Here is a 20,174-nt window from a genome sequence, read left to right on the forward strand (position 1 = left end):
GGCGAATGACAACGCGCCGGTGACCCGAGCGCCGTGCCGCCGCAAGAACAGGTCCCCGCCATCGTGGACCGGCGCAAGGACCCTCACCTGCCGCGCCCGCAGGCCAGCGCCGGGCCGCCCCAAGCGGCCTGCGCCAGCCCCCCCGGGGGGCGGATCACGCGTACCCGCGTGACCGGGGGCCTTATTTCACCCAGGTGTTGAGCTGGATGATGGGCAGCAGCACGGCCAGCACGATCAGCATCACGGCCAGGCCCATCACGACGATCAGCAGCGGCTCCAGGATGGTGGCCGTCTGCATGGCGCGGCGCTGGACCTCGGTGCCGAGCTGGTTGGCGGCGCGCTGCAGCATCTGCGGCAGCTCGCCGGTCTGCTCGCCCAGGCGGGCGAACATGGCCAGCAGGCCGGGAAAGCGCTTCTTGGCGGCCAGCGCCGATCCCAGTGGCGCGCCTTCACGGACCTGCGCCAGCGCGTCCATCGCGTCGGCCCGCATGGCCTCGTTGGACAGCGTCTCGGCCGCCGCCTGCAGCGCCTTGAGGATGGGCACGCCCGCGCCAGCCAGCATCGCCAGCGTGCCGGCGAAACGGGCCGCGTTGTAGCCGCGGGCGAGCTTGCCCAGCAGCGGCAGCGTCAGGAAGCCGGCGTCCAGCCGCTCGCGCGTGGCGGCGTTGCGGCGCATCAGCTTGAGCGTGCCGACCGCGCCGGCGACCGCCAGCAGCAGCAGCCAGCCCCAGCCGCGCAGGAAGGCGCTGATGCCCAGCATGGCGCTGGTCAGCCAGGGCAGCGCGCGCTTGCCGCCAACGAAGACCTGGGCGACCTGCGGCACCACGTAGGTGACCAGGAAGACGACGATGACGATCGCCACCAGCGAGACGATGGCCGGGTAGAGCGCCGCGCCGATCAGCTTGGCCTTCAGCGCCTGGCGTTCTTCCAGGTCGTCGGCCAGCTTCTCGAGCACGCGGCCGAGCTGGCCGGTCTGCTCGCCGGCCGAGACCACCGCGCGGTAAATGTCGTCGAACTCGCGTGGCGCGGTGCCGAGCGCGCGGGCGAAGGTGGAGCCGGCGTTGACCTCGGCGCGCAGGTGCGCCAGCAGCTCGGCCTGGCGCGGCTCCTCGGCCTCGTCGGCCAGGGCGGTCAGGGCGCGTTCGAGCGGCAGTCCGGCGGCGACCAGGCCGGCGAGCTGGCGGGTCCAGATCGCCAGCGTGGTCGAGGTGAAGACCCGCTTGCGCATCATCGACGCCCCGACCTGCGCGCCGCTCTCGTTGCTGGCCACCGGCTGCACCTCCATCGGCACCAGCGCACGGGCGCGCAGCATCGAGCGCACCGCCTTGGCGTTGTCGCCGTCCAGCAGCCCGGTCTGGGTCTTGCCGTCGGCGTCGAGGGCTTCAAAACGGTAGGCGGGCATGGCTCAGATTCCTTCAGGGCCGGCGCACGCTCGGCCGGCGGGCCGCCCCAAGGCCGGGCGCGCCCCTCCGGGGGGCAGCGCGGGGCCGAAGACATCAGCGTGGGGGCCCGTCATTCCCGGGTGACGCGGAGCAGTTCTTCGCTGGACGTGATGCCGGCGGCGACCAGCCGCATGCCGTCCTCGCGCATCGTCTTCATGCCGCCCTGCTCGGCCGCCACGAAGAGCTGCGATTCGGCCGCGCGGTTGTGGACCAGCGCGCGGATCTTGTCGTCGGCCACCAGCAGCTCGTAGATGCCGGTGCGGCCGCGGTAGCCGGTGCGGCCGCAGGCCTCGCAGCCGACCGCATGCCAGCGGCCGCGCTCGTCCTGGCGCTTGCAGTCGCCGCAGAGCTTGCGCACCAGGCGCTGGGCCAGCACGCCGATCAGGCTGGAGCTGAGCAGGAAGGGCTCGATGCCCATGTCGGTCAGGCGGGTGACGGCGCTGGGCGCGTCGTTGGTGTGCAGCGTGGCCAGCACCAGGTGACCGGTCAGCGAGGCCTGCACCGCGATCTGCGCGGTCTCGTGGTCGCGGATCTCGCCGATCATGATGACGTCCGGGTCCTGCCGCAGGATGGCGCGCAGGGCCTTGGCGAAGGTCAGGTCGATGCGGGCGTTGACCTGCGTCTGGCCGATGCCGGGCAGCTCGTACTCGACCGGGTCCTCGACCGTCAGCACGTTGGTCGTGCTGGTGTCGACCTCGGCCAGGCCGGCGTAGAGCGTGGTGGTCTTGCCCGAGCCGGTCGGGCCGGTCACGAGCACGATGCCGTGTGGCTGGGCGATCAGGCGCTGGAAGCGCGCCAGCGTGTCGCCTTCCATGCCCAGGCCGGCCAGCGAGAACTTGGCCTCGCCCTTGTCCAGCAGGCGCAGCACCGCGCGTTCGCCATGCACGCCGGGCAGGGTCGAGACACGCACGTCGATGGCCCGCCCGCCGATGCGCAGCGAGATGCGGCCGTCCTGCGGCAGGCGCTTCTCGGCGATGTCCAGCTCGGCCATGATCTTCAGGCGCGAGATCAGCGCCGCATGCAGCGCCTTGTTGGGCTGCACCACCTCGCGCAGCGTGCCGTCGACGCGGAAGCGCACCGCGCTGCTGCGCTCGTAGGGCTCGATGTGGATGTCGCTCGCGCCGTCCTTGGCCGCCTGCGTCAGCAGCGCGTTGAGCATGCGGATGATGGGCGCGTCGTTGCTGGCTTCCAGCAGGTCCTCGACCGCTGGCAGGTCCTGCATCATGCGGCTCAGGTCGACGGCGCTCTCGACCTCGCCGACGACCGCGGCGGCGCTCGACTCGCCGCCGGCATAGGCCGCGGCGATGCGGCGGGCCAGCGACTCGGGCGGCTCCAGTTCCAGCGCGTCGACCGCGTAGAGGCGCTGGACCTCGGCCAGCGCGCTGCGGTCGACGGCGGCGTCGGTCCACAGCACCAGGCGCTGGCCGTCGTCCTCCAGCAGGATGCGCTGGGCCTTGGCCCAGGCGTAGGGCAGCGGATGGCGCATGCGGCGTCCCTGCTCAGCGGCCGGTGGCCGGCTTGCCCCAGTCGGCCGGAGCCGCTGCGGCAGGCGCAGCCGGTGCCGACCCGGCAGTCCCCGGCCGGCGGATCTCGGGGATCACGGCCGACTCGTTGATGTTGCCGATCACCGAAGGCTTGGGCTGGCCGTTGAGCTGCTGGGCCCGGATCGCGTCGTAGCGGTCCAGCGTCAGCGCGTTGGCATCGTCCTGCGTGCGCATCACGACCGGGCGCAGGAAGACCAGCAGGTTGCTCTTGGTGCGCTGGCGCTTCTCGGAGCGGAACAGGTTGCCCAGCAGCGGGATGCTGGCCAGGCCGGGGACCTTTTCCTCGTTGTCGCCGAAGTCGTCCTTGAGCAGCCCGCCGAGCACCATGATCTGGCCGTCGTCGACCACGACGGTGGTCTCGATCGAGCTCTTGTCGGTGGTCGGGCCGGCGGTCGACGAGACCGAGGTGACGGTCGAGTTCTCCTGGAAGATCACCATGCGCACGGTGCCGTTCTCGCCGATCTGCGGCTTGACCCGCAGCGTCAGGCCGACGTCCTTGCGCTCGATGGTCTGGAACGGGTTGGTCGCGCCGGTGCCGGTGCCGGTGTTGGTGAAGGTGCCGGTCACGAAGGGCACGTTCTGGCCGATCACGATCTTGGCCTCCTCGTTGTCGAGCGAGACGAGGTTGGGCGTCGACAGGATGTTGGCGCCGGTGTTCGATTCGAGGAAGCGGGCCAGCGCGCCCAGCGTGTAGACGCCGTTGATGGCCTTGAACAGGCCGACGTTCAGGCCGGTGCCCAGCGACGGCGCGGTGTTGGTCGACGCGGCCAGCGACAGGTTGACGATGTTGGAGCCGGCCCCGGCCGTGGCCGAGTAGTTGGTGCCGACCGCCACGCCGTACTTGTCGCCCTTGCTGCCCAGCAGCGTCTGCCACTGGAAGCCGAACTCGGCCGCCTGGGTCGCGTCCATCTTGACGATCATCGACTCGACATAGACCTGCGCGCGGCGCGCGTCGAGCTGGTCGATCACGCCGCGCAGCTGGCGGTAGACCGGTTCGGGTGCGCTGATGATGAGCGAGTTGGTGGCCGGGTCGGCCTGGATGAAGCCGCCGGTCGACGGGCTGGCGGCTGCGGCGACCGGGGCCGTGCTCTGCGGCGACGCGGCGTTGTTGCCGCCGGCCGCCGCCAGTGTCTGGCCCTGGCCCGGCGTGCCGGCCGACAGGCCGGTCGCGCCGCTGCCACCGGCGCCGCCGCCGGAGCCGCCACCCGCGCCGTAGGCCGCACGCAGCACCTGGGCGAGCTTCACCGCATCGGCGTTCTTCAGGTAGACGACGTAGATGTTGCCGGCCGGCCCGCCGGCGGGCGTCGGTCGGTCGAGCTTGTCGATCACCGCGATCACGGCGGCCAGCCGGGCCGGGTTGGGTGCGCGGATCAGCAGCGCGTTGGTGCGCGGGTCGGCCACCACCGACACGACCGCAGTACCCGGCGCCGCACCCGCCGCGGCCGCGCCACCGTCGGCGAAGCGCTGGACGATGGGCGCAAGGTCCGAGGCCAGCGCGTGCTGCAGCGGGAAGACCTCCAGCCCGCTGTGCGAAGGCACGTCCAGCGCCGCGATGATCTTGGCCAGGCGCTGCAGGTTGTCGGCGTAGTCGGTGATCACCAGGCTGTTGTTGCCCGGGTTGGCGTTGATCGTGTTGTTCGGCGTGATCAGCGGGCGCAGCACGGTCACCAGGTTGTTGGCGTTCTCGTGCTGGATGCGGAAGATCTGGGTCAGGATCTGGTCGCCGCGTCCGACCACCGATCCGACCGAGACCGAACCGGTCTGCAGCTTGGCCTCGGCCTCGGGCACGACCTTGAGCAGCCCGGCGACCTCGACCACCGCGAAGCCCAGGCCGCGCAGCGCGGCGAGGTAGTTCAGGAAGGCCTCGCGCTGGGTCAGCTTCTGCTCGCTGTAGAGCGTCATCGTGCCCTTGACGCGCGGGTCGACCACGATCTGGCGGTCCAGGATCGCGGCCATCGCACGCGACACCGCGTCGATCTCGGCGTTGACGAAGTTGATCTGCACCAGCTCGCGCTGGGCCGCGCGGCTGCGGGTGGACGAGGCGGCGCTGGCCGGCGGCTTGGCGGCGGCGGGCGGCGTCGCGGCGCCGGGGTTCTGCGCCCAGGCCAGCGGCGTCAGCGACGGGGCCAGCACCGCGCAGGACAGCAGCGTGGCGGCCAGCCCTTGCAGGCGCAGCCGGGCAGGGCGGGATGCGGCCGGAGCGGGACGCAGCTTCATGGTCATCCGATCGTGAGCACGGAGCGCGCGCCGTCGCGCCGTCCGATGATGTTGAGCAGGTTGCTGAGCGCGGCCTGGTCGGCCTCGGCCGCGCTGGCCTCGCCGCGCAGGCGCAGGCCGCTGGCACTCCAGCTGCCCTGGCCCGACAGCAGCAGGGCGCCGTCGAGGGTGCTCAGGCCGACCTGGGCGGTGCCGGCCTGGGCCGGGTCGGCGCTGATGGCGATGCGGTAGCTGCCCAGGCGCGGCAGCGTGGCCAGGCGCGAGGAAAAGTCGCGCAGTTCCAGGACGGCCTGGCCTTCCATCGAGAACCGCCCGGCGGCCCATTCGAGCTTCAGGCCTTGCGTGCCCAGGCGCAGCGCACCGCCGGGCTGCAGCGTGTTCCAGGGCGTGCCCAGGCCGACCAGCCAGGCGGCCGGCCACTGGGCGATCCAGCGGCTGCCGTCGGGTTCAGGGGCGGCGGCGCCGGGGCTGCGGCTGCCGGGATCGTCCAGACCCTGCACCCGCACGGCGACGCGGCCCCAGCCGGGCTGCACGCGGACTTCGGCGGTGCCTTGGATGCAGCAGTCCTGGCGCAGGTTCAGGGCCAGGCCGAGGCCGTCGAGCAGCGTCGGGCGCAGCGTCCAGCCCAGCCGGCCGGGCAGGGCACGGGCATCGCGGCTGCCGGCGCCGGCACCCAGCACGAGCACCGCGTCGCCGGACCAGACGGTGCCGCGCGCGTCGGCCAGCTGGACCTGGTCGCGGCTGGCGCTGGCGACCGCATCGGCCAGCCAGCGCGCCGGCGCGAAGGCGACCAGCGTCAGCAGGCCGCCCAGCAGCGCACCCCAGAAGGCCCAGCGGCGCGGCTGGCGCTCGGCATGGGCGGCCTCGCGTTCACGCTGCAGCGTGGCCAGGCGCCGGCCCGGCGCGCCGCTGCCGAAGGCCGACGGCAGACCGGCGAGCGAGGGCTCGCGGCGGCGCAGCGACCAGGCAGGGAGGGCGGGCAGGCGGCGGGACATGGGCTGAGGGCGTCGCGTGATGGGGGTGTGGTCGTTGCAGGGAGTGCGAGATGGGTGGGCGTTGTGTGGGCGTTGTATGGGCGATGTGTGGGCGATCTGTGGTCGATCCGCTTGCGATCAGCCCGGACGCCCCAGCGCCAGCACGACGCTGCCGCCGTACAGCGCCCCAATGCGGTTGACCTGCAGCTCGACGACGCGGGCGCGGGCCGCGCCGCGCACCTCGGCCAGCCAGCCGGTCAAGGTGGCCGCATCAAGGCCGGTCAGCGTGATGGTCGCGCGGTCGCCGGCCATCTGCAGCTTGGCGTTGGCGCCCAGCCGGGTGACGGCCGCGCGCAGCGCCGCCTCGGCCTGCTCGGGCGAGATCGGCGGCAAGGCCCGCAGCTCGCGCGCTTCCTGCGCCAGCAGTTGCATCTCGGCCAGCTGCAGGTCCAGCGCGGCGCGTTGTGCCGGCACGGTCCGCAGCGTGTTCAGGGCCGGCTGCACCGCGATCTGCCAGACCAGCAGCAGGCCGACCGCCGCGGCGGCCCAGCCCACCATGCGGCGCTCGCGCGGGGCCAGCGCGGACCAGCGTTCGCGCAGCGGCGCGGTGTGCGGTGCCAGTGCCGCCGCCAGCGGCTGCAGCCGCGCGCCAAGGGCGCTGGCCGGCGCCGGTCGGTGGCGCGTGGGCGTCAGGGACCGGCTCATCGCGCGGCTCCGGCGGTTGCGCGGGTCAGCGCCAGCTGCTGGGCGCCGCCCTCGATGCGCCAGCCGGCTGGCTGCAGCCGGCTGCGCAGCTGCGCGACCTCGTCGTCGCCGAGCTGCGGCGCGGCCAGCGTCAGGCGGCCGTTGTCGTAGCGCAGCGTCTGCACCGGCAGCTTGTCGGGCCAGGCGCTGGCGAGGGCCTGCAGCATCGGCTCCAGGTCGGTGTCGCCGGCCTTGCCGGCGGCGGCGCGCAGCGACTCGTTCTCGCGCCGCATCTGCACCGGCGCGTCCAGGATGGCGCGCACCTGCGGGTGGGCGCTGCGCAGCAGCTGGGTCATGCGCTCCTTGCGGTCGGCCAGTTCGCTGCGCTGCTGCCAGGCCCAGGCGTTCAGGCCGATCAGCTGCACGCCGATCAGCCCGGCCAGGCCCCAGCGCACCGGACGCCAGGCGGGGCTGCGCAGGCGGGTCAGGGCATCGCGCAGCACGGTCGCGCCGCGGTGGCGCGGCGTCAGTCCGAACTGGCGCAGGTTCCAGCGGCCTTCCGAGGCGCCCAGCAGGCGCTGGGCCGGCGTGCGCACGGCCACCGGTCGACCCAGCCAGGCCTCGGCGGCCTGCACCAGCGCCGGGCTGGCGCTGCACTGCAGGTCGTCGGGCAGCGGGTCGGGCAGCAGGGCCTGGGTCAGCGCGCCGGGGCGTCCGGCAGCGGTGTTCCAGGGCCACGCGAGCAGCCCGTCGGATTGGCTCAACGTGACCCAGGCGCGGCCGTCGTCGGCACCGGCGTCGTCCGCTTCGGCCAGCACGCTGGCGATGTCCAGCATGGCCGGCAGAGCGCCCGGCACCTGGGCCGGCACGACCCGGTCGACCGGCCTGCCGGCGGCTTCCAGGCGCTCGATGGCGGCCTTCAGCGCGGTGGCGTCCATCACCGCGACCCAGGCGTCCGAGCCGGGCTGCGCACCCGGTTCGAGGGCCAGGTGCAGCCCGTCGATGTCGTCGAGCACGAGCTCTTCGAGCAGGCCGCGCAGCGCGCCGTCCATGCGCGAGGCCGGCGCACGCGGCACGGTGATGCGGTGGAAGCTGACGTCGCCGGGTGCGCAGACCAGCACCGTGCTGGTGGCCGCGGGCAGCAGCGCGAGCGGGGCCCGGCCTTCGCTGCCGACCGAGCGACCGTCCGCGCTGAGGACGTGCTGCCAGCCTTCCGGGCCTCGCCCCGCGCCGTCCGGATTGCCCGCAGCGGCACCTGCCAGCAGGCGTGCGCGGGGGGGCAATTGAAGGATCAGCACGCTCATGGGGATGTGGAAAAGCCGTCGGCGATTGTAGGTGGCAGGGTACGGAAATCCCGCCGAATCATGGGGTTGCAATTCATTGCTGGAGTGACGTGCGAACTGTTGCCGGATCGATCCGGCGCGACATCAGCACCCGCACGTCGCGGCTCTGCGGGTTGCGTTCGAGCAGCGAGCGCTGGCTGACGACCAGCGTGTCCAGGCGCATGGTGCCGTCGACCTCGAAATAGCGTGAGTTGACGCCCAGGCGCTGGCTGTCCAGCGCCGCGCCCGGCCCCAGCACCTCGCGGGCGTCCTCGACCTGCTGAAGGTGCTTGCGCAGCCGCGCCTGCACCAGCCGTTCCGCGCCGGCCAGGTCGACCCCCGCCACGACCGCGACGATGACCTCGCGCGGCGCGGTGTTCAGGTTGACCGGGGTGTTGGCCGGCAGCCAGGCGACAAAGGGCGCCAGGCGCTGCACCGTCGCCGGTGTGAGGCCCAGCCAGCCCAGGTCGTCGACGCTGGCCGGCAGCAGCGGGGTGCGGCGGCGGCTGTCGTCGATGCCGTTGAGTTCGACCGTCGTGCCCGGCATGGCCTGGCGCAGGCTGTCGGCGATCAGCGGCGCGACCGACGGCGGCAGGCCGATCAGCTCGCACAGCCGCATCAGCGTCTTCAGCTCCTCGGGCTGGACCTTGCCTTCCCGCACCAGGTTGCGCAGGTTGTAGCGGGCCTGCACATCGCGGATCACGCCCGACAGGTAGGCCTCGGGTGCGCCGGCCTCGTCGGCGTTGTTGTTGCGGTCTGCGGCCAGGAAGGTCGACAGCTTGGCCTCGGCCAGCGGCACCGCCCAGGGCTCGCCGAGGTGGTCGACGTCGCTGGTGCGCTGGTCCTCGCGCAGGATCAGCCGGGCCCAGTCGAGCGCGCCGTTGAGGATCCAGCGCGCCTGCGCCTGGCTGCGCTCGGCCGCCTCGACCTGCACGGCGACCCATTGCTGCCAGACCATGCCGGCGGCCAACGTCGTGATCAGCGTGACGATGATCATGGCCGTCAGCAGCGCCGCGCCGCGCTGCGCACCCATCGGAGCGGGTCGGCGTGTCATGGGTGGACCAGCCGGATGTCGCGCTGCAGCGTGCCGGCGTGGGTCGCGCCCTCGCCGAACTTCAGCAGCAGCCGGACGCCGTCGGGCAGCGCCTCGCGCAGGCCGGTGGCTGGCTTGGCCTTGTTGCCGTCGCCGCTGGAGCCGCCGTTCGTGGCGCCGCCGTTCGTCGCGACGTCGCCGCTGGATTGCGCGTTGCTCCAGGCGTTGCTGCTCGACAGGAAGACGTACACCTGCATCGTCGCGACCCGTTCGAGCAGCGTCAGCGTGCCGGGCTCGTTGCCCAGCAGCTGGTAGCTGCGCAGCCAGCCGTCCTGCAGCGTTTCGGCATCGCGCAGCGTCGAGCTGGTCCAGCGCTGCAGGCGGCCGCCGCGCAGGGTCCAGGCGACCACCTGCACGCCGTCCTCGAAGCGCCGCGTCAGGCGCAGCGTCGCGCCGTCGAAGTTCAGGCCCGGCACCTGCTGCGTGTCCAGCACGTTGCCCAGGTCGGCTTCCCATTGGCCGGTCACCGACTGCAGGCGCAGCAGGCCGTCCATGCGCGCCTGCACGGTCTCGCGGCTGCGCACCACCATGTCGACGCCTTGCCAGGCCATGCCCGCCATCAGCGCGAGGATGAAGAGCGAGACCAGCACCTCGATCAGCGTGAAGCCCCGATCGGCGCGGGCGGGATGGGCGATCGGCTTCACTGGCGCGGCAGGATGGTCGTGAGCTGCAGGATGGGCTGGCCCTGCAGGTCGGTGATGCGGGCGTCGACGCGGCGGAAGTTCGGGTTCGGCGTGGGTCGCACCACCAGCACGCCGCGGTAGCCGGCGCCGAGCTGCTCGCAGTTGATGTCGGTGTCGCCGACGGCCGGGAACTGGCGCGTCAGGCGCAGCTCGGTCAGCAGGTTGTCGGCACACCACTGCGCCGCCAGCGTGTCGGCAAGGCGCTGGGTGTTGGACGTCAACGCCGCCGACGCCTTCAGGCCGGCTGCCAGCGTGATCGCCACGATGGCCAGCGCGACCAGCACCTCGATCAGCGTCAGGCCGCGGCGCGGCCTGGCCTCAGGGCTGCGCCGCATCGTCGTTCACCACGCGGAAGGGGCCGATGCCGTCGCTGGCCAGTGCGATGCGGCGTTCGCCCAGCCGCAGCACGACGCGCTGTGCGCCGATCACCGGCTCGGGGCCGAGCGGGATGGACGTCCGGCCCGGCGGCAGCTCGACCTGCAGCGCTTCGGCGCTGGGCACCAGCCAGCGCAGCGGCAGGTCGTGGCCTTCGGGCAGGCCGTCGAAGTGGAAGGCATCGGGCGGCGCGTCGAGGGGGCGGGTCACCGAGCCGGCATCCGGCCGCGTCGACGGACCCGGACCCCAGCGCACGGGCAGGCCCAGCGCGCGCGACTGGGCTCGGCCGGCCTCTAGCAGCGTCGCCAGCCGCGCGGCTTCCTGTTCGAGCCGCGTATGCGCCGGATCGGGCAGGGCCAGGCTGGCAACCGCGCTGGCCACAGCGATCAGCGCCACCACGATCATCAGCTCCAGCAGCGTGAAGCCGCGCTGGGCACCCGGATGCCGGGCCGGCTGGCCGCGGCTCACGGCTGCAGGCTCACTGCCAGGAGCCGAGGTCGGCGTCCTTGCCTTCGCCGCCGGGCTGGCCGTCCGCGCCGAGCGAGAACACGTCGATCTCGCCCTTCACGCCGGGGTTGGCGAACTGGTAGGGGCGGCCCCACGGGTCGTTGGGCAGCTTCTCGAGGTAGGGCTTCCAGTTGGGCGGGTTCGGTCCGGACGACGGCCGCGCGACCAGCGCCTGCAGGCCCTGTTCGCCGGTCGGGTAGCGCTGGTTGTCGAGCTTGTAGAGCTTGAGCGCCTGCATCAGGTTGCCGATGTCGGTGCGTGCGGCGGTGACGCGGGCATCGTCGGCGCGGTCGAGCACGTTGGGCACGACCAGGGCGGCCAGCACGCCGATGATGACCAGCACCACCATCAGCTCGATCAGGGTGAAGCCGCGCCGGATCAGGTGGCGGGCACGTGGGGACATCGGGGACAGGGCAGTCATCGGGGCGGTCTTGTGGTCCATCGTCGGGCAGGCCGGCAGGAAGTCGGCAGGAGGTCGGCGGCCGTGGTCGGACGGGTCGGCCGGTGCTCACGGTTGCTCACCGTGGCGCCCCTCCCAGGCAGGGAGCCGTCCATCATAATGGTCGGATCATGGCAGCACGTTCGACAGCTTGGCTGGTCTGGGCGGCCCTCGCGGGCAGTCTGGTGTTCTGGGGTTTGCGCCTGGGCGTGCAGCCGCAGGGCGTGCCTGCGCAGGTCCAGACCGTGGGCGCGGACCAGTCGGCGCGTGGCGACATCTTGCGATTGTTTGCAAATCCGTCCGGTCCCGGCGCCGCTCCGGCACCGCAGCAGGTCGCCGCCGCCAGCCGACTCCGCCTGCTGGGTGTCGTGGCCGGTGCCGGTGACACGGCGCGTGGCTGGGCCCTGCTGGCGGTCGATGGTCAGCCAGCCCGCATGATCCCGGTCGGTGCGGCCGTGACGGACGAATGGGTGGTTCAGACGGTGAGCCAGCGCCAGGTCGAGATCGGACCGACGGGTCAGCCACCGGTGGCCGTGCTGGACCTGCCGTTGCCCGCCGCTGCCGCGACCGGCACGCTCGGCCCGGCCGGCACCTTGTCGACGCCGCAGCCCTCGCCGGCCCTGGTCGCGCCCGGTGTCCCGGTCCCGCCGCCGGTCGTGCTGGCGCCGGATGGTTCGGTGGTCCAGCCGGGCCTCGAAGGCCAGCCGCCCCCTCCGCCGCCGGTCGTCGTCCGCTGATCGCGGGCGGGAGGACGGGCCGGCGCGCCTCAGCGTTCGGGCAGGTGGATGAACTCGCGCACGGCCGCGTTCAGCACCGCGTCGGCCGGCTCGTCGTTCAGCGTGATCGGCTCGGGGCCGTCGGCCACGTCCGACAGCATCGACGCCGCGCTGGCCACCAGTGGCCAGCTCACCGCGATGCCGGTGCCGTCCAGGCTGTCCATGCCGAGCGTCAGCAGGGCCGTGCTCTTGAAGCCGCCCAGGACCGCGTCGAGCCCGGCGTGGTCGGTGCTGCGGCAGAACACGCAGTAGTCGGCCACCGGGCCGGCGATGTGCGAGGCCACGATCAGCGCCGCGCAGGCGACGATGCCGTCGATCAGGATCAGGTGGCGCTTCTCGGCCGCCTTGAGCAGCGCGCCGACCATCATCGCGGTCTCGAAACCGCCGAAGGCTGCCAGCACCTCGACCGGGTCCTCGACCGCACCGTGGCGGTTCTGGGCCGCCTGCAGCACCACCATCAGGTGCTCCAGCGTCATCGACGGCATGCGGTCGCCGGCGTTGAGGATGGTGCGCAGCTGCATCCCGGTGATGCGCGAGATGACCAGCCCCGCCGCCTCGACCGCGCCGACGCCGATGCCGGCACAGCCCAGCACGTTGCCGGGCAGCGCGTCGGTGATCTCCATGCCAGCGCGTATGGCCGAATTCAGCTGGTCCAGCGTCATCGCCTGGGCGACGCGGCAGTTGCGCGTGCCGTGCGCGATCTTGCGGGCCATCACGCCGGGCTGGACCCGCAGCGGCGTGGTCAGGCCGCAGTCGACCACGTTGAGCGTCAGGCCCTGGCGATGGGCCAGCACCGGCAGCGGGACGCGGCTGTTGACGATGTCCTCGACCGTCTGGACCGTGCTGCGGTGCTGCGGCGAGGACACGTCCACCGCCAGCCCGTGATCCCCCGCGAAGACCAGCAGCTGCGGCTGGCGCAGGCGCGGCCGCAGCGCGTTCTGGATCAGCCCGAGCCGGACCGCCAGGGGTTCGAGTTCGCCCATGTGACCGCCCAGTGCGGCGCGGCGCTGCAGCTTGAGCTGCAGCGCCTGTTCCAGCGACGGGCGCAGGGTGGGCGCCACCAGCGGCGGGGTCTCGGTGAACATGGGTCGTCTCGGGTCGGCGGCCGGGGAGCGTCGGCCTGGGCGCGGGTCAGCGCAGGAAAAGACGGTACACCGGGTTGTCGGTTTCCTCGACACAGGGGTAGGCCAGCGTGTCCAGGAATTGGCGGAACTTTGTCCGGTCCGACTTCGGAACCTGGATGCCCACCAGGATGCGGCCGTAGTCGGCACCCTGGTTGCGGTAGTGGAACAGGCTGATGTTCCAGCCCGGGTGCATGCTCGACAGGAAGCGCATCAGCGCGCCCGGACGCTCCGGGAAGACGAAGCGGAACAGCCGCTCGTCGGCCGCCAGCGGCGAGTGCCCGCCCACCAGGTGGCGGATGTGGTCGGCGGCCAGCTCGTCGTGGCTCAGGTCGATGGCGCGGAAGCCGTTGCGCGCGAAGAGATCGGCGATCTCGGCCGACTCGCCGGGCTTGCTCAGGCTCAGGCCGACGAAGATGTGGGCCTGGCTGGCGTCCGAGATGCGGTAGTTGAACTCGGTCACGCTGCGCGGGCCGATCAGCTCGCAGAAGCGCTTGAAGGAGCCGCGCTCCTCGGGGATCGTGACGGCGAACAGGGCCTCGCGGGCCTCGCCGAACTCGGCCCGCTCGGCCACGAAGCGCAGGCGGTCGAAGTTCATGTTCGCGCCGCAGGTGATGGCCACCAGCGTCTCGTCGCGGATGCCGGTGCGCTCGACGTACTGCTTGATTGCCGCCACGCCCAGCGCGCCGGACGGCTCCAGCACCGAGCGGGTGTCCTGGAAGACATCCTTCATGGCCGCGCAGACCGCGTCGGTGTCGACGCGGATGAACTCGTCGACCAGCACGCGGGCGATGCGGAAGGTCTCCTCGCCGACCTGCTTGACGGCGGTGCCGTCCGAGAACAGTCCGACGTCGTGCAGCCGCACGCGCTTGCCGGCCTCGACCGAACGCGCCATCGCGTCCGAGTCGTGGGTCTGCACGCCGATCACCCGGATCTCCGGGCGGACCGCCTTGAGGTAGGCCGCCACGCCCGAGATCAGGCCGCCGCCGCCGATCGCCACGAAGACCGCGTGGATGGGGCCCTGGTGCTGTCGAAGGATCTCCATGCCGATGGTGCCCTGGCCGGCGATCACGTCCGGATCGTCGAAGGGGTGGACGAAGGTCAGGCCCTGGTCGCGGGCGACGCCGAGTGCGTGCTCGTAGGCGTCGGAATAGCTCTCGCCGTGCAGCAGCACCTCGCCACCCCGGGCGCGCACCGCGTCGACCTTGACCGCCGGCGTGGTCGTCGGCATCACGATGACGGCCCGGCAGCCCAGCCGCTGGCCGCCCAGTGCGACGCCCTGGGCGTGGTTGCCGGCCGAGGCGCAGATCACGCCGCGGGCGAGCTGCCCGGGCGTCAGGTGGGCCATCTTGTTGTAGGCGCCGCGCAGCTTGAAGCTGAAGACCGGCTGGTTGTCCTCGCGCTTGAGCAGCACCCGGTTGCCCAGCCGCGCCGACAGGTTCTGCGCCGGCATCAGCTCGGTTTCGTGAGCGACGTCGTAGACCTTGGCGTTCAGGATGCGCTGCAGGTAGCTGCTGGCCAGCGCGAGCTTGGCGGCCTGTGCCTTGGCGGGGCTGACCTTGGCGGGCGCCTTGCCCTTGGTCTTCGCGGCGGTCCGTGCCATCGACTCGCCCTTCGCCTTCCCGATGGACTTGCCGGCAGCAGCCGGAAGGGAGGGCGAGGCGGGGGTCTTGCGCGCGGAAGGCATGGTCGGGAAGGCGGGTCGGAAGGGGCGTCGATCATAAGTGAGCCCCCCCGGGCATCCCCCGCGCACGCGGCCCCGCGCGGGGCCGCTGGCCTTCCCTGCTCGGGCAGAAAAAAAGCCCAAGACCGGAGGCCTTGGGCTTAATCCACCTTTTGAGGAGGGTGGAGGAGACAACTTGTGGAAATCACCCGACATGCGGGCAGCACTTGATTGACTTTTGGTGGCTGACCGCTCGGTTTCCTTGAGGATGATTCTATGCGTGCGCCATGTTGCAATGCAACGTACACGCATGAATTCCCCTGCCAGTTCGACGCACAAGGCATGACGTCCCGCACGGTCTGCCTGCTTGGGTTAGTGCTGCGTGGGGCGCCAGGGTCACAATCCGCGACTCGGCGAGGGGCACGGGCCCGCGACACCGGTTCCGGATACCTCGCCTCAACCGCAGCGCGGCGCGTCGGCGCCGATCGACCACCATGGAATGCACGATCAACTGGATGCCGTCCAACGGCATGGCCTTCTCCGCAGAAACCGGCAGCGGACACCTGCTGACGATGGACGGCGCGCCCGAGGGCGGTGGCCGCAACCTCGCGCCTCGGCCGATGGAGACGCTGCTGGCCGGCGCCGGTGCCTGCGCCGCCTATGACGTGGTGCTGATCCTCAAGCGCGGACGCCACGCCATCAGCGGCTGCAAGGTCCAGGTCCAGGCCGACCGCGCCGAGGTCGACCCCAAGGTTTTCACCCGCATCGTGATGACCTTCATCGTCACCGGCAAGGGCCTGCCAGAGGTCGCCGTGCAGCGCGCGGTGCAGATGTCGCACGACAAGTACTGCTCGGCCACCGCGATGCTGGCCAAGACCGCCGAGATCGAGGTCAAGGTCGAGGTCGTGAACGAGGCCTGACGGCCCGGCCGCTCAGATGCGGTGGGCGGCGGTCGTCATGACCTTGGCGGCCGCACGCATCAGCCAGCGCACTGGCGGCGGCGGCGGCAGGCCGCCAGCGTCCTGCGCCTCGATGGCGTGACGGGCTTCGTCGTCGCGCATCTGCGTGACGATGGCCCGCGAGCTGCGGTCCTGCGCCGGCAGCCGGTCCAGGTGGCTCTGCAGGTGCTGTTCGACCTGGCGTTCGGTCTCGATGACGAAACCCAGGCTGGCGCGACGACCCATGCGTCCGGCGGCCAGCCCGATCGCGAAGGCACCGGCGTACCAGAGCGGGTTCAGCACCGAGGGCCGCGTGCCCAGCTCGCGCAGGCGTTGCTCGGTCCAGGCCAGGTGGTCGACCTCGTCGGCTGCGGCGGCATCGAAGTGGGCACGCAAGCCCGGATCCGGCGTCGCCAGGGCCTGGGCGTTGTAGAGCGCCTGCGCGCAGACTTCGCCGACGTGGTTCACGCGCATCAGCGCACCGGCCAGCGCTCGCTCGGTCTCGGTCATCGGCGCGTCATCCACACCGTCCACCTGCGGCCGGGGTCGTTGAGCGTGGTGATGACCCCACACTGTGCGCAGTCCGATGTCGACCGTGCCCAGCACGCGATCCAGGGTGTCTCTTGTTTGCATCATGAATAACTTTATGCGGCGGGTTACATCAGAGCGTCATCTTGCGTGTGCCGCCATCTGGCGGCGCCCGCAGCGTGATGAAATCGAATGTTGCGGTCGGACAACGCAACGCCCTTCTTGTGGGTAGTACGTCTTGGCAAGGACTTCGGGCGTCTGTTGGAATCATGACAACTTCCAACACGGAGGTTGGCCGAAGCGGCGGACGGTAAAGCAGTTCCAGACCTCCTCGCTCGCGGTTCCTCAATCCTGTCCCCCTAGGAGATTCTTGATGAAAAAGTCCCTGATCGCTCTCGCCGTCCTGAGCGCATTCGCTGGTGTGGCTTCGGCTCAGTCGTCGGTGACCCTGTCGGGCGGCCTGGACGCTGGTCTGCGTCGTACGGCGAATGCCACCAGCGTGGGTGGCGCAGCTTCTTCGCGTAACAACATCACGTTCTCGGGCACGGAAGACCTGGGCAATGGCAACAACGTGTTCTTCACGTTGAACCACCGCTACAACATCCAGAACGGCACCCAGAACGGCGCGAACAACACGTCGCAAGACGGCAACTCGGGTGACCCGGCTGCCCAGTTCTGGCGTAACACGTTCGTTGGTTTCAAGAACACCAACGTTGGTGACGTTCGCGTCGGCCGCATGCTGATGCCCCTGCAAGAACTGAACGGTGGTTTCGAGGCTTGGTACGGTGGAGACACTGTTGCCGCCGTGCACACGGACGGTCGTTCGGCCAACGCTGCCACCTCAGGCCTGCGTACCAACCAGGGCACCTATCTGCGCAGCGCCAACTTCGGCGGCGTGGTCCTGCACGCTGGCTACGGCCGCAAGGAAGTGTCGCCGACGGCTTCGCCCAACACCACCCAAGACGATACCGTGGCTCCGAAGGGCTTCGGCGCAACCTTCACCTTCGGTCCCGCGACTCTGGGTGCTGCCACCGACACCAACGGCAACAACAAGAAGTCGGTCGGTCTGTACGGCAAGTACAACGCTGGCGTGGCCATCGTCTACGCTCAGTTCGAGCGCAGTGACACCAATGCAACGGCCACGGGCACGAACACCGACAAGGACAAGCGCTTCTCGGTGAGCGCGGACGTCCCGGTCGGCGCGATTACTTTCAAGGTCGGCTATCGCCAGATGGATCGTGCCGACATCGCTGGCACCAACAAGAAGGTTGGCGCTGGTCTTGAGTACGCCCTGTCGCCGCGTACCAAGCTGTATACCAACCTGAGCAAGGTGAGTGGTTCGGACGGTGAAGTTGCGAACACTTCCGCTACGACGCTGTCGACTGCCCAGACGACCACGGCTGTCAACGGCAAGAAGCTGTCCGCTGACGTGGGCATCTGGCACAAGTTCTGATCAACCCGTCGATCACGACCTCAGCCTGAGCTGAACTGGAAGCCGCCCCTCGGGGCGGCTTTTTCATGTCCGGTCGTGTCGCTAGGGAAAGCCTGCGTGTCCGACCGGCAACGCGGGGCCCCCAATCGCGCTGGCCTTGGACAAAATAGAACGGTCGTTCTATTCAACCCTCGGAGACTCGGATGCAGAAGAAGATCCTCGCCCTGACCGCGCTGGCCAGCGCCTGTGGTGCCGCGATGGCCCAGACGTCGACGTCGACGCTGGAGCTGTATGGCCTGGTCGATGCGGGCCTGAACTACGTCAGCGGGACCCAGGGCGCGAGCACGCGCCTGGTCAGCGGCATCATGGATGGCTCGCGCCTGGGCGTGCGCGGCAACGAGGACATGGGTGGCGGCTGGCGCGCACTGTTCGTGCTTGAGAACCGGCTCGAGGTGAACAACGGCACCGTGGGCAACCGGCCGCAATCGGGCTCGCAGCTGCCGGACCGCCTCAGCGCTGCAGCGTCGCTGGGCCTGCCGGGCGCGTTGCAGACCGCCGTCAGCGGCGTGGCCAGCACCATCGGCAGCCAGGTCGGCGTCAACCTCCGCAACGGGTTCTGGGACCGTCAGGCCTATGTCGGCCTGGTGACGCCGGTCGGCGGCATCCTGGCCGGCCGCCAGTACACCCCGGCCTACGAGGTCTTCGCGACTTTCGACGCGACCAAGACCCAGTCCAGCCTGTCGGCCGGCCAGGTCAGTGCCTTCCCGCCGACGATCGACATCCGCGTCGACAACGCCTTGGCCTACCGCATCCAGCTCGACGGCCTGTCGGCTGCGGCGATGATGACCTTCGACGGCGCCTCGCCGTCGAACGCCAACCGACTCAAGGCGATCAACGCGATCTACAAGGCGGGGGGCTGGTCGGTCGGAGCCGGCTACAACACCCGCAACAACGAGCTGGGCGAATCCAGCCTGAAGTCGGCCGTGTTCGGCGCGACGCTGGCGGCCGGACCGGGCACGCTGTCGGGCATGGTCGGATCGGTCAAGGACGACCACCCGACCGGCCTGTCGGCGATCCCGACGGCGCTCATCGCGGGTGGCGCAACGGCGGGTCAGGCCGCGGTGGTGCAGGGCGCGTTCGCGACCGCGCTGAAGCAGGACTCGCGCGTCTACAACCTCGGCTACACCCTGACCGTCGGCCAACTGACCTCGACGGTCGCGGTCTCCAAGTACGACGACCGGACGACCTTCGACGCCGACACGACCTCCTTCGGCGTCGCCTGGACGTATGCGCTGTCCAAGCGGACCGACGTGAACCTGGTGCTGACCCGCTTCAACAACAACCCGCTGGCGCAAGCCGCTCCGGGTGGCGCGGGCTTTCTCGGCGGATTCACGAAGACGGCCGGCACGGACTCGAACAACGTCGCGGTCGGCCTGCGCCACCGCTTCTGATCCCGCGTTCCGGCGGTCGCTGACCGCTGCCTGAACCAGGGCCGCCGCGTGCGGCCCTTTTTTGTGGCCGGCTGTCGACGATTGCGGGTTCTGCCCCGTTGGCGAGTGCACGCTGCCGGCCCGATGCTCGCGCCCGCTGTCTCCCGAACCGATCTGCACCGAACGCTCCCGTCCATGCGCCCGAACCGCTCTGACCTGTCCGTCCCTGGCCTCTCGCGACGCAGCTGGCTCGCTGTCTTCGCGGCCACGCTGCTGGCGGGTTGTGCGGTCACGCCGGGCTCGCCGGGTGCGCTGGGCGTGCCGGTCACGTCCGGCGTGTCGACGCCGACCGACGGTGCCGCGTGGGCCGCCGGCTTCGGTCCGGACTGGCAGGGCGTGCCGCTGCCCGGCAAGCGTCACACGAACTACAGCCCCGCCAGCGACGCCGGCCGGGCCTGCGTTCATGCGGCGGCCGACCGGTCGGCCAGCATGTGGCGGCGCAAGGTCCACATCGCACCGGCCGAACTGGGCCAACTGCGCTTCAGCTGGAAGGTGCCGGGCCTGATCCCGGAGGCCGACCTGAGCGACCGCGATGCCGAGGACGCGCCGGTGCGCATCGTGCTGGCCTTCGACGGCGACCATGCCCGTCTGGGCATGCGCGACCGCATGCTGTTCGAGCTGGCCGAGACCCTGACCGGCGAGCGCCCACCCTATGCGACGCTGATGTACGTGTGGGACAACCGTGCGCCGGTCGACAGCGTGATCCACGCCGCCCGCACCGACCGCGTGCGCAAGCTGGTGCTGGAGTCCGGCCCGTCGCGCCTGAGCCGCTGGCTGGACTACCAGCGCGACGTCGCCGCCGACTTCCGCCGCCTCTATGGCGAGGAGCCGGGTGCCCTGATCGGCGTGGCCATCATGACCGACGCCGACAACACGCAGAGCCGCAGCGAGGCCTTCTATGGCCCGATCCGGCTGACCGGCGCGGACGGCCGGCCGCTGTTCTGAC

Annotated in this window: 19 protein-coding genes; 5 read left to right on the forward strand and 14 right to left on the reverse strand. The window is 71.1% G+C overall.

The window, feature by feature from the left end:
* Positions 1-181: 181 nt before the first annotated feature.
* The 11 genes from gspF to gspG all read right to left on the reverse strand — a co-directional run bounded on the left by gspF (position 182) and on the right by gspG (position 11,244).
* Positions 182-1,402 carry a type II secretion system inner membrane protein GspF gene (gene gspF, locus Q8X39_RS14805; RefSeq protein ID WP_305750452.1) on the reverse strand — a complete coding sequence of 407 codons (1,221 nt, stop codon included), beginning with the start codon at positions 1,400-1,402 and terminating at the stop codon, positions 182-184.
* 110 nt (positions 1,403-1,512) lie between these two features.
* A complete protein-coding gene (gspE, locus tag Q8X39_RS14810) occupies positions 1,513-2,991 on the reverse strand; it encodes a type II secretion system ATPase GspE (protein ID WP_407068018.1) in 1,479 nt (492 codons plus the stop codon).
* Positions 2,942-5,203, reverse strand: coding sequence for a type II secretion system secretin GspD (gene gspD, locus Q8X39_RS14815; RefSeq protein WP_305750454.1), 2,262 nt, complete (start codon positions 5,201-5,203; stop codon positions 2,942-2,944). Before gspD ends, gspE begins: the two co-directional genes overlap by 50 nt.
* Before the next feature lie 2 nt (positions 5,204-5,205).
* Complete coding sequence (gspN, locus tag Q8X39_RS14820) at positions 5,206-6,198, reverse strand: type II secretion system protein N (RefSeq protein WP_305750455.1); 993 nt, start codon at positions 6,196-6,198, stop codon at positions 5,206-5,208.
* A gap of 117 nt (positions 6,199-6,315) precedes the next feature.
* Positions 6,316-6,882: a type II secretion system protein GspM gene (gene gspM, locus Q8X39_RS14825; protein ID WP_305750456.1), complete on the reverse strand. Its 567-nt coding sequence runs from the start codon at positions 6,880-6,882 to the stop codon at positions 6,316-6,318.
* A complete protein-coding gene (gspL, locus tag Q8X39_RS14830) occupies positions 6,879-8,165 on the reverse strand; it encodes a type II secretion system protein GspL (protein ID WP_305750457.1) in 1,287 nt (428 codons plus the stop codon). Before gspL ends, gspM begins: the two co-directional genes overlap by 4 nt.
* Before the next feature lie 73 nt (positions 8,166-8,238).
* Positions 8,239-9,237, reverse strand: a complete 999-nt coding sequence (gene gspK, locus Q8X39_RS14835) for a type II secretion system minor pseudopilin GspK (protein WP_305750458.1) — start codon at positions 9,235-9,237, stop codon at positions 8,239-8,241.
* Positions 9,234-9,920 (reverse strand): PulJ/GspJ family protein, encoded by a 687-nt coding sequence (locus Q8X39_RS14840; RefSeq protein WP_305750459.1) that lies wholly within the window; start codon positions 9,918-9,920, stop codon positions 9,234-9,236. Before Q8X39_RS14840 ends, gspK begins: the two co-directional genes overlap by 4 nt.
* Positions 9,917-10,294 (reverse strand): type II secretion system minor pseudopilin GspI, encoded by a 378-nt coding sequence (gene gspI, locus Q8X39_RS14845; RefSeq protein ID WP_305750460.1) that lies wholly within the window; start codon positions 10,292-10,294, stop codon positions 9,917-9,919. Before gspI ends, Q8X39_RS14840 begins: the two co-directional genes overlap by 4 nt.
* On the reverse strand, positions 10,278-10,802 hold the full coding sequence (locus Q8X39_RS14850; protein WP_305750461.1) for a pilus assembly FimT family protein: 525 nt from the start codon (positions 10,800-10,802) through the stop codon (positions 10,278-10,280). The genes gspI and Q8X39_RS14850 overlap by 17 nt, the downstream gene beginning before the upstream one ends.
* A 10-nt stretch (positions 10,803-10,812) precedes the next feature.
* Complete coding sequence (gene gspG, locus Q8X39_RS14855; protein ID WP_305750462.1) at positions 10,813-11,244, reverse strand: type II secretion system major pseudopilin GspG; 432 nt, start codon at positions 11,242-11,244, stop codon at positions 10,813-10,815.
* 167 nt (positions 11,245-11,411) lie between these two features.
* On the opposite strand from gspG, the gene Q8X39_RS14860 reads away from it, so the two are divergent.
* On the forward strand, positions 11,412-12,017 hold the full coding sequence (locus tag Q8X39_RS14860) for a type II secretion system protein N (protein ID WP_305750463.1): 606 nt from the start codon (positions 11,412-11,414) through the stop codon (positions 12,015-12,017).
* A 29-nt stretch (positions 12,018-12,046) separates the two neighbouring features.
* On the opposite strand, the gene Q8X39_RS14865 is transcribed toward Q8X39_RS14860, so the two are convergent.
* Together Q8X39_RS14865 and ilvA are read right to left on the reverse strand one after the other, a co-directional pair.
* On the reverse strand, positions 12,047-13,141 hold the full coding sequence (locus Q8X39_RS14865; protein WP_305750464.1) for a nicotinate-nucleotide--dimethylbenzimidazole phosphoribosyltransferase: 1,095 nt from the start codon (positions 13,139-13,141) through the stop codon (positions 12,047-12,049).
* A gap of 46 nt (positions 13,142-13,187) precedes the next feature.
* A complete protein-coding gene (ilvA, locus tag Q8X39_RS14870; RefSeq protein ID WP_305750465.1) occupies positions 13,188-14,780 on the reverse strand; it encodes a threonine ammonia-lyase, biosynthetic in 1,593 nt (530 codons plus the stop codon).
* Between the two features lie 554 nt (positions 14,781-15,334).
* Between ilvA and Q8X39_RS14875 the strand changes: the two genes are divergently transcribed.
* Positions 15,335-15,760 carry an OsmC family protein gene (locus Q8X39_RS14875; RefSeq protein WP_305750466.1) on the forward strand — a complete coding sequence of 142 codons (426 nt, stop codon included), beginning with the start codon at positions 15,335-15,337 and terminating at the stop codon, positions 15,758-15,760.
* Positions 15,761-15,772: 12 nt separating this feature from the next.
* Here Q8X39_RS14875 and coq7 read toward each other — a convergent pair whose 3' ends face one another.
* The gene (gene coq7, locus Q8X39_RS14880) at positions 15,773-16,414 is read right to left on the reverse strand and encodes a 2-polyprenyl-3-methyl-6-methoxy-1,4-benzoquinone monooxygenase (protein WP_305750467.1); all 642 of its coding nucleotides are present in this window, start codon (positions 16,412-16,414) and stop codon (positions 15,773-15,775) included.
* Between the two features lie 265 nt (positions 16,415-16,679).
* Here coq7 and Q8X39_RS14885 point away from each other — a divergent pair, with 265 nt between their 5' ends.
* The 3 genes from Q8X39_RS14885 (at position 16,680) to Q8X39_RS14895 (ending at position 20,173) form a co-directional block, all read left to right on the forward strand.
* Positions 16,680-17,759: a porin gene (locus Q8X39_RS14885; RefSeq protein WP_305750468.1), complete on the forward strand. Its 1,080-nt coding sequence runs from the start codon at positions 16,680-16,682 to the stop codon at positions 17,757-17,759.
* A 182-nt stretch (positions 17,760-17,941) separates the two neighbouring features.
* A complete protein-coding gene (locus Q8X39_RS14890; RefSeq protein WP_305750469.1) occupies positions 17,942-19,189 on the forward strand; it encodes a porin in 1,248 nt (415 codons plus the stop codon).
* A 174-nt stretch (positions 19,190-19,363) separates the two neighbouring features.
* On the forward strand, positions 19,364-20,173 hold the full coding sequence (locus tag Q8X39_RS14895; RefSeq protein WP_305750470.1) for a DUF3047 domain-containing protein: 810 nt from the start codon (positions 19,364-19,366) through the stop codon (positions 20,171-20,173).
* Position 20,174: the final 1 nt, after the last annotated feature.

Source organism: Leptothrix discophora (genome assembly GCF_030705305.1).
Taxonomy (GTDB): domain Bacteria; phylum Pseudomonadota; class Gammaproteobacteria; order Burkholderiales; family Burkholderiaceae_C; genus Sphaerotilus; species Sphaerotilus discophorus.